7 protein-coding genes and 1 rRNA gene are annotated in these 10,133 nt (G+C 58.1%); all 8 read left to right on the top strand.

Annotation, left to right across the window (positions count from 1 at the left end; all coding sequences use genetic code 11):
* Positions 1–77 precede the first annotated feature (77 nt).
* Positions 78–1,997, top strand: a complete 1,920-nt coding sequence (locus T518_RS09045; RefSeq protein WP_036378385.1) for an ABC-F family ATP-binding cassette domain-containing protein — start codon at positions 78–80, stop codon at positions 1,995–1,997.
* Positions 1,998–2,064: 67 nt separating this feature from the next.
* Complete coding sequence (locus T518_RS09050; protein ID WP_036378390.1) at positions 2,065–3,357, top strand: hexokinase family protein; 1,293 nt, start codon at positions 2,065–2,067, stop codon at positions 3,355–3,357.
* 134 nt (positions 3,358–3,491) lie between these two features.
* Positions 3,492–4,874, top strand: a complete 1,383-nt coding sequence (rpoN, locus tag T518_RS09055; protein WP_155948121.1) for an RNA polymerase factor sigma-54 — start codon at positions 3,492–3,494, stop codon at positions 4,872–4,874.
* 427 nt (positions 4,875–5,301) lie between these two features.
* Complete coding sequence (locus T518_RS09060; protein WP_036378393.1) at positions 5,302–6,573, top strand: NAD(P)/FAD-dependent oxidoreductase; 1,272 nt, start codon at positions 5,302–5,304, stop codon at positions 6,571–6,573.
* Between the two features lie 117 nt (positions 6,574–6,690).
* On the top strand, positions 6,691–8,427 hold the full coding sequence (locus T518_RS09065) for a hypothetical protein (RefSeq protein WP_036378394.1): 1,737 nt from the start codon (positions 6,691–6,693) through the stop codon (positions 8,425–8,427).
* A gap of 236 nt (positions 8,428–8,663) precedes the next feature.
* Complete coding sequence (locus tag T518_RS09070; protein WP_051652274.1) at positions 8,664–9,113, top strand: CAP domain-containing protein; 450 nt, start codon at positions 8,664–8,666, stop codon at positions 9,111–9,113.
* Between the two features lie 145 nt (positions 9,114–9,258).
* Positions 9,259–9,513: a hypothetical protein gene (locus tag T518_RS09075; protein ID WP_155948122.1), complete on the top strand. Its 255-nt coding sequence runs from the start codon at positions 9,259–9,261 to the stop codon at positions 9,511–9,513.
* A 556-nt stretch (positions 9,514–10,069) separates the two neighbouring features.
* Positions 10,070–10,133 (top strand): 16S ribosomal RNA (locus T518_RS09080); the annotation flags it as partial.

The following is a 10,133-nucleotide window of genomic DNA, read 5'->3' on the forward strand; positions in this document are numbered from 1 at the left end:
TTCCGTTTCCTGTACTAGGATTTTCGGGAAAAAGACAGTATAATAAGACGTATCAGGTGGAAACAGGAAGATAACAGATGATCATAACACTCGAGAATTTCACGAAGAGCTACGGCGAGAAGCAGCTGTTTGCCGGGGTCAACCTCAGCATGGATGCGGGGGACAAGGTCGGCATCGTCGGTGTCAACGGCACGGGCAAGTCGACGTTCCTCAAGGCCATCGCAGGTCTCGTGCCCGTCGATGACGGCACGATGGTCACGATGCGCGGCCTGCGCATCGAGTACCTCGCGCAGGACAAGGTCTTTGACCCGGAGCACACGGTGCTCATGGAGGTCTTTCGCGGCATGACGCCCTTGATGGATGCCCTGCGCGGCTACGAGCTCGCACTGGCTGAGGCGGCCAAGGACCCTGAGAGCCCCGCGATACAGAAGCGCATCATGCAGTATGCGGAGAAGATCGACGAGCTCGACGGCTGGCAGGTCGAGAGCACGGCCAAGACGGTGTTGCAGAAGCTCGGCATCGGCGACTATACGGCCAAGGCCGGCACGCTCTCGGGCGGCCAGCAGAAGCGCCTGGCACTCGCGACGGCGCTCATCCAGCCGTGCGACCTCTTGCTGCTCGACGAGCCGACAAACCATCTCGACAGCGAGACGATCGCCTGGCTCGAGGAGTATCTCAGGGGCCAGAAGGGCGCGCTCCTGATGGTCACACATGACCGCTACTTCCTCGACAACACGGCGACGAAGATCCTCGAGCTCGACAAGGGCAGTGCCTACACCTACACGGGCAACTACTCCTCCTTCCTCGAGCAGAAGGAAGCGCGCATCGAGCGCGAGGAGGCCAGCGAGCAGAAGCGCCAGAACTTCCTGCGCAACGAGCTCAAGTGGCTGCGCCGCGGCGCACAGGCCCGCTCGACGAAGCAGCGCGCCCGCATCGAGCGCTACGAGGAGGTCAAGAATAAGAAGGTCGACCTCGACCGCAGCACGGTCGAGATCGGGCTCGCGGGCAGCCGCCTCGGGCGTACCGTCATCGAGCTCGACCATGTGAGTTACGAGGTGGGCGGCCGGACGATCATCCGCGACTTTTCCTACACCGTCCTGCGCAATGACCGCGTGGCCATCCTCGGCCGCAACGGCACAGGCAAGTCGACGCTCCTCAATATCTTTGCGGGGCGCCTGCAGCCGACGAGCGGCACGGTGACGATTGGCCAGACGGTCAAGATCGGCTACTTCACGCAGCGCGCCGTCAGCATGGACGAGCGCCTGCGCGCCATCGAGTACATCCAGGAGGCCGCGCGCGCCATCACGCTCGCGGACGGCTCGCGCATCTCGGCCAAGGAGCTCATGGAGCGCTTCCTGTTCCCGGGCGAGCTCCAGTGGACGCCGATTGCGCGGCTGTCGGGAGGCGAGAAGCGCCGCCTCTTCCTGTTGCGCATCCTGATGGAGGAGCCGAATGTCCTGCTCTTAGATGAGCCGACGAACGACCTCGACCTCGAGACGATGGCCGTGCTCGAGTCGTTCATCGACGACTTCCGCGGCGCGATCCTCTTCGTCTCGCATGACCGTTTCTTCGTCGACCGCCTGGCCGACAAAGTCTTCGTCTACCAGCCCGACGGCAGCCTGCGCCTCTACGCGGGCGGCTACTCCTACTACAAGGAGAAGGAACGCGAGGAAGAGGCGAAGAAAGCGCAGCAGGCACCGCCTTCTGCCGAGGCGAAGAAGGAGCGCGAGCCGAAAAGGGCGCAGGAGCGCCCCGCACGCGAAGCGAAGCGCCGCCTGAGCTTTGGCGAGCAGAAGGAATACGCGGAGATTGAGGGCGTCATCGCGAGCAAGGAGGGCGAGCTAAAGGTCGTCCGGCTCGAGATGCAGCAGAATGCGTCCGACTACACGCGCCTCGCAGAGCTTGGACGCGAGGAGACGCGCCTCGCCGCAGAGCTCGACCACCTCATGGAGCGCTGGGCGTATCTTGAGGAGATCGCCGAACAGCAGGACTCCTGAACCATCATGGATCATCTTCAAAACGCTAATCATTTATCTCTATGTATAAATAAAGGGGAAGGTAATCATGGCATTTGACAAGAACCAGTTTGCTGAGATCATCGAAGAATTCAAGGTCGACGGGGAGCGCCTCCACGAGGTCGCATCCAACTTCCGCTACGACCTGCGCCAGGGCCTCGATGACCCGTCCGCATCTTCGCTGCGCATGCTCAAGTCGTACGTCGGACTGCCGACGGGCGAGGAGAAGGGCGAGTACCTCGCACTCGACTTCGGCGGTACGAATGTCCGCGTCCTGCGCATCCGCCTCGACGGTCACGGCAAGTTCGAAGTCCTGAAGAAAGTCGCCAAGCCGCTGCGCGTCGAGGGTGTCTACGACTTCGTCGGCGAGGGCTCGACGGCTGAGCAGCAGTTCGATTTCATCGCAGAACTCGTCGATGAGGCCATCGAGGGCGACCACACGACGAAGTATCTGCTTGGCCACACCTTCTCCTTCCCGTCTGAGCAGACGGACCTCTACAACGCAAAGCTCATCATCTGGACGAAGGAATTCGCTACGGCAGGCGTCGAGGGCAAGGTCGTCAATGACCTGCTCAAGGAAGCGCTGCACCGCCAGGGCATCGACAATGTCGAGCCGACGGCTGTCATCAACGACACGGTCGCCGTCCTGCTCGCCGCTGCCTACAAGCAGGCCGACACCTACATCGGCTCCATCTATGCGACAGGCCACAACACCTGTTACTTCGAGCCGTTCAAGGGCAAGGCAGAGCGCCCGATGATCCTGAACCTCGAGTCCGGCGGATTCATGAAGCTCGCGCCGAACCGCTTTGACGCAGAATTTGATGCTCAGTCCGAGAAGCCGGGCGAGCAGCGCCTCGAGAAGATGGTTTCCGGCCGCTACATGGGCGAACTCTTCGGCATGGCTATCGCTGAACTGCTCGGCGAGAAGGGCAAGAAGTACGGCTTCACGAGCATTGACATGAGCAACATCATCCTCGACGAGACGGCAGGCCTTGCAGAAGTCGGCCGCATCGTCAGTGCCAAGACGGGCCATGATCTCGAGGAGGTCGACCGCCAGCGCCTGCAGGAGCTCGCAGCGGCACTCGTCGTCCGCTCCGCGCGTCTCGTCACGGCCACGTATGTCGGCATCATCTGGCAGCTGGCTGGCGACGAAGCCATCAAGAAGCAGCACATCGCCATCGACGGCTCCGTCTACGAGAAGATGCCGCTGGCGAAAGAGAACATCATGCGTGCCCTCTCCGAGCTGCTCGGTGAGTCGGCATCGCTCGTCGACACCGTCCTCGAGAACGGCGGTTCGGGCCTCGGCGCCGCCATCGCCGCTGCCATGTCGCAGCAGGCATAAGGCAATCCGCCAAACCTGACTATCCGACGGTCTGACTGTCACACATGCAATCCACTGCACCCGTGCCATTGGTGCAGTGGATTTTTTATGCGGGTATGCTATAATGATAGTCAATAAAAAGACATGAGAAGGGGGTGAAGAACATCGAGCAGTCACTTGGCATGAATCTCTCGCAGCATCTGGCGATGACGATGCAGCTGCAGCAGGCCATCGAGATCCTGCAGCTCTCCGCACAGGAACTCTGCGCGACCATTGAAAAAGAATACCTGGAGAACCCCGTGCTCGAGATGGACTATCCGTCGGGGCGTCGGGAGCTCTACGAGCAGGGCGGCCCTGCGCATGCAGGTGTTCGCGCGCTCGCCGACTACCTCGACGGTGGCGGCAAGCAGCCGGCCTACTTCACCGATGAAGACGAGCGCCAGTTCGATGCACCGGCACCGCTTCATGCGACACTGGAGGAAGAGCTGCTCGAGCAGGTCAACTTCACCTTTAAGGGTGAGCACGGGGCAGAGAAAGAGCGCGCTGTCGCGACCTTCCTCGTCGGCTCGCTCGACAGCCGCGGTTACTTGACACTGCCCGTGGCTGAGGTTGCCCGTGCGATGGCTTGCAGCGAGGCGGAGGTCCTGCGCATCCTCGCAGTCATTCAGGGCTTCGAGCCGGCCGGCGTCGGCGCGCGCGATCTCGCCGAATGCCTGCGCCTGCAGGCCCAGCGCCAGGGCATCTACGACGGGCTCGTCGCCGCCATCATCGACCGCCATCTCGATGCAGTCGCCGCGCACCGCCTCAAGGAGATAGCCGCCGCCGAGCACGTGCGCCCCGCCGAGGTCCAGATGGCCGTCGACATCGTGCGCCGCCTCAATCCGAAGCCCGGCGCCGCGTATGGCGCGGCGGACTCCGCCTACATCACGCCGGATGTCATCATCCGGAAGGGCGAGAAGGGCTATGAGGTCGAAGTCGAAGAGGCCGGCGTGCCACAGCTCCACATCTCCGCGCTCTACCGACAGTCCGATACCTTCGACAAGGCGACGCAGAAGTACATCGCGGGCCGCCTGCGCGCGGCTGCCTGGCTCATCAACAGCATCGAGCAACGCCGCACGACGATTCGCCGCGTCGTCGAGGAGATCGTGCGGCGCCAGACAGCCTACTTCGAGAAGGGGCCCGCCTTCCTCGAACCGATGACGATGAAGGAGGTGGCCGATACCATCGGCGTGCACGAGTCGACCGTCAGCCGCGCCGTCGCCAATAAGTACGCCGAGCTACCGACGGGCGTCATCGCGCTGCGCAGCTTCTTTACAGCGCGCAGCGCGCGGACTGATACAGGGGAGGATGTCGCCGCTGCCAAGGCCAAGTCGGCCATCGAAAGATTCATCAAGGGCGAGGATCCCAAGAAGCCTCTGTCGGACCAGAAGCTCTGCACCCTGCTCAAGGCAGAGGGCATCGCGCTCTCGCGCCGCACCGTCATGAAATACCGCGAACAGCTCGGCTACGACTCATCCGTCAAGCGCAAGCGCTATTGAGCCTGGGGATTGTTGCGGATAGAGGCTGGTTCTGTGCATCTCGTCTCAGAACCAGTCCTTTTTTACATTCCTCCTATGCATGGAATGACATAGCCGCGATTCATAGAAGCAAAACAAATGGAAACCTGACAGAAAAATGGGAATGAACAATAACTTTGTGAAAAAAAGCGCGAAATGACTTGCAATACTCGTGAAACGTGCTATGATAGTAACCAAAAGAAAACAACGGCGTGCAGAAGTGCCGACAGGTAAGTTAAAAAATGCACATTCTCTGCCGGAGAGCTCGCCGAAATCATCGTGGTACGTGAAGGACGCTTACACGATGTGATTTTTTTCATCGGAAAGTTAATTTTTTCACTTTCACTACAATTATGCAATTATTTCCATCATTCCTTATTTCGTGTGTATTGTCAGGGGAGGACTCATCATGGCAGATCAGCAGAATCAGAAGAGACCACGTATTGTCATTGTCGGTGCAGGCTTCGGCGGCGTCAAACTCGCCAAGCTCTTTGCGAAGGAAGATGTCGACGTCATGCTCGTCGACCGCCACAACTTCCAGCTCTTCCAGCCATTGCTGTATCAGGTGTCGACGGCAGTCCTCTCGACGGACGAGATCGCCTATCCGGTCCGCACGTTCTTCCGCAAGACCAAGAACGTGGAGTTCTTCATGGCTAAGGCCGAGGGCGTCGACCAGGCGCGCAAGGTCCTGCTGACGAATCACGGTGAGCTCGCTTACGACTACCTCATCCTCGCAGCCGGTGCGACGACGAACTTCTTCGGCATGAAGGAAGTCGAAGAGCACTCCTACGGCATGAAGACGCTGCAGGAGGCACTCCACATCCGCAATCACGTGCTGCACATGTTCGAGCGCGCCAACAAGGAGACGGACCCGGCAGTTCGCCGCCGCATGCTGACGTTCGTCGTCGTCGGCGGCGGCCCGACGGGCATCGAGGAATCCGGCGCCCTGACGGAGCTCTTCGGCATCCAGCAGAAGGAGTTCCACAACCTCGACTTCAGCGAAGTCAGCGTCAAGCTCATCGAGGCCACGCCTAATGTCCTGCCGATGGTCGCCCCGAACCTGCGCGAGCACGCTGTCAAGGTCCTGCGCAAGAAGGGCGTCGACGTCATGCTGAACACCCAGGTTGTCGGCTACGACGGCAACGACCTCAAGCTCAAGGACGGCAGGACAATCCCGACGCAGACGGTCATCTGGGCAGCAGGCGTCAAGGCCGTGCCGTTCATCAAGGACTGCGGCGGTGAAGTCGACCGCGGCGGCCGCATCATTGTCAACGAGAAGCTGCAGGTCGAGGGCAGCGACTGCGTCTTCGCTATCGGCGATTGCGCGCACTACCAGCACGGCACGGAGCGCCCGCTGCCGACGGTCGCACCGGTTGCCATGCAGCAGGCACAGACGGCGCATGACAACATCATGAAGCTCATCCGCGGCCAGCAGGACCTCGCGACGTTCCACTACAAAGACCTCGGCGCTATGGCCACGATCGGCCGCGGCGAAGCTGTCGTCGACAAGACGAAGCTGAACCCGCAGATGACGGGTTTCATCGCTTGGTGCGCATGGATGTTCGTCCACCTCTTGCGCCTCGCCGGTGCACATGCCAACTTCACGGTTGCGATCAAGTGGACCTGGAACCTCTTCTCCGGCACGCGCCTCGGCCGTATCATCACGAATATCAAAGATTGACAGATCTTCTGGACAGGCAGTCTCCGTTTGGAGTCTGCCTGTTCTTTTGCGTTGGACAAATGGGCAAGAAGTGTCTATTTGTGTATTCCTGGCGGTATTTAGAAAGAATTTTTCTTATTGAGCAGGAATTGGCGTTCAGCCGAGAATGCCTATAACACGGTTGTCTCGCTCGACGGCCTCAGCGCACAGGACAAGAAGAATTACGGTCTTGAGGACACGAGTTCCTTCACGTTCGACAAGAGCGCGACGGTCGAGAAGGCCGACCTCACGGTCACGCGCAAGGGCATCGAGACGGTCTATGGCACGGTCAAGACAGACGATGGCACGATGACGACCTACACGAAGCTCGTCAATGGCGACAAGAACGACATTGTCATCGACAATGGCAACTACGGTACGGCCTACAACGATGATCTGACGAAGACGAACGACGTCGGCAAGTACAACTACAAGGCAACGCTCAACAGTGAGAGCGACGTCCTGCGGAACTACGACGTCCACGATGATGGTACGAACTATGTCAACATCACGCCGTACACGATTACCGAGGAAGAGATCGTCAATCCGGATGGTTCGCCGCTCTACACGACGAAGTATGGCCAGAAAGACCCATTCGGCAAGGCCACCTTTACGGGTGTCAATGGCGATGGCACGCTGCTTCTTGACATTACGGACTCGAGTGCACTTACGGGTGCGGCAGATGGTCGCATCACGGAGAATGTCGGCGACAACATCTACGATACGACGGTAAGTTTGGAGAGCCTGAAGAACAAGAATTACCAGTTCGCAGATGGTGCAACGAGCAAAACGTTCGAGAATACGGCAAGCGTCACGCCGGCCGAGCTTACGATCAAGACGAAAGACGTCGAGACGGAGTACGGCACGGTCAAGGAGACGACTTCTGAGGTCAAGGGGCTTGTCAATGGCGACCTTCCGACTGGGTTCCTTTTCGACTATGGCGACTATGGCGGAGCTTATCTGGATGGCAACACCAAGACGAATGATGTCAACACGTACCACTTCGGCACGGACCTCTCGGGTGCAGACTTCCTCAACAACTACACGATCACGGGTGGTGAGGCTGATGTGAAGATCGACCCGAAGGATGTCACGTTCTTCGTCTCCGGTACGGGTAACACACTTGCAGACGTCACCTATACGGTAGATCCGGACATCGATGCACAGCTGGCCTATGGCGAACATGTCGATGCGGACTACACGCCGGGCAACGATCTGGGCAGCAACCAGTACGGAGTCGTGGCGCACATCAACGGCACGCCAGTCGTCACGGGCGATGTGGCAGGCAACTACCGTTACAACTACGGCGGCCTGATCACGCTCTCGCCGACGGTGCCGACGAAGCCGGATATCGACCCGCACAATCCGTCGAATGTCGACGGTTCGGGCTCCTGGACGAGCAACATGGGCAACCATGGCGTACCGGGCGTCGAGCGCGTCGCAGGTTTGGCGAGTGCTGAGCTTCCGTTCTTCAAGGTCGAGTCTGGCCAGGTCTCGCATTACGGCACGTACGATGTCGCAGCGGATCCGGACAAGGTTCGCCTTGAGCCGACGGGCAAGCGCCTGCCGGAACCGAATCAGCCGAAGACGCAGTACCGCGAGTACACGAAGGCACTGACGACGACGGACGGCACGGGCATGTTCCGCATGGTCTATGACGGTTCCGTCTTCCGCATCACGCCGACCGACGATGCTGCTCTCGCACTCGTTCGCACGGGCGACGTCAAGAACAACGTCGAGCTTTCGGCAGAAGCTCTCCACGCTGGTTTCAGCGAGATGGGCATCCTGCTTGAAGACCTCGATGGTGTCTACGTCCACTTTGAGAATCTACATTAATATAGGGAATTGGATTGACCCAATAAAATATGTATGGTAAACTATAAGTAGTAAGGATAAACCAGACAAAACTGAATCGGTGCGAACATGCCCTGTGGTCGCGCAGCGCCCACAGCGGTAGCGGATCTGCTTAAGTTTCGGAGCGATATGGATGACAGCCTGATGAAGGCAGCGCAAGGTGGTTTGGAGACCAAGTGCTCTCAAGTCAAACTATCGTAACGAAAGAGGCGGCCAATATGAAAACCTTGCGGCAGATCATGACTTTACTCGTCATGGCATGTATCGTTTTTGCATCGAGCACGGCTTTTGCGGCCAGCCTTCAGGATGAAGTCTTGAACGAAGTCAATCTTGAACGTACGGCAGCCGGCATCCAGCCGTTAAGCGGGATTGTTTATCTTGACCAGGCGGCTGGGACCCGGGCTCAGGAAGCGGGCATCTTGTTCGCGCATCAGCGCCCGGACGGCAGCCCTGTCAAATCGGTTTTGAATGGTGCGTCCTGCTCCTGGTTCGGTGAAAACCTTGCCATCAGCAGCGTAGTGGATGCTAAAAAGATCGTTCGCGCTTGGATGGGTTCCCCGACGCATCGCGCAAATCTCCTTAACCATCATTTCACGAAGATGGGTGTATCTTGTGTGAGAGGCAATGATGGTCACTACTATTGGGCCATGGAACTGATTGGTGACTGACCCTGGCTGACCGGTGAGGACCGAACTGGATATTCCCGAGCAGGCTGTATGGATTCATGCAGCCTGTTTTCTCTTTATCGGGGCATGGTTGGCTCCGCTGGCAAAGCTCCTTGTCTTGTCGGTGGTGAGAGAATGAGGTGAGAGTATGGGCAGAATGATATCCAGGACAGGAATCTTCCTCGCGGCGTTCTTCGCCGTGGCGATGTCGATCCCGTCTGGTGGTCTGGCTGGCTGCGCTCATGCACAGAGTGCTGCTTCGCTGACTGAGCTCAGCTCTGGTGCAGGTGCGGCCATCGTGCGCGATCTTGAGCGTCGCGGCACGCCGCGTGGCAACTACAAGATCTCCGAAGCCGATGACGATATCGTCATCGACGCAGAGGCTTACACGGAAGGTCCGTGATATGGGCGCTCTGAATCCGTCTTGTCGTTGAGATGCTGTCGGATCTACAACTGAATGACTGAAACTGAAAGACTGAAATGGATGCCGGAATCCCGCATCGTCTGCGCGCAGCAGTGCTCGCTTTGACGATGCGGGACTTTTTTTGCAAGTTTTTTTGAAAAAGCTGTTGACAAATGCCTGCGTGTCCTGTAATATAATACAAGTCGCCGCGAGACACCGGCCTGGCAAGAAAATGCTCCTTGATTGGAAGCGCCTTGCTGGAGCAGATGACTCAGACAAAAAGAAAAATAAAAAAGTTCTTGACAGTCTGAAAGAGATGCGGTACAATAAATGAGTCGCTTGAAGCAAAGCCTTTCAAACGAAAGCGAGCTTCGAAAGACAGAGTTGTTCTTTGAAAACTAAACAATGCAACATGGATCATTTGTGATTCAAGCCAGATGTTTTTAAAACATCGATTGATTATGAACATAAGCAATCGGCAATTTCTTTACTGGACTTTGATTTTTCAAGGTTCAGGCCAAAAAGATTATTAGAGCCAATCAAGGCTTTCCTAAATTTTATGGAGAGTTTGATCCTGGCTCAGGACGAACGCTGGCGGCGTGCTTAACACATGCAAGTCG

Origin of the sequence: Mitsuokella jalaludinii DSM 13811, assembly GCF_000702905.1 — a bacterium.
GTDB classification, from domain to species: domain Bacteria; phylum Bacillota; class Negativicutes; order Selenomonadales; family Selenomonadaceae; genus Mitsuokella; species Mitsuokella jalaludinii.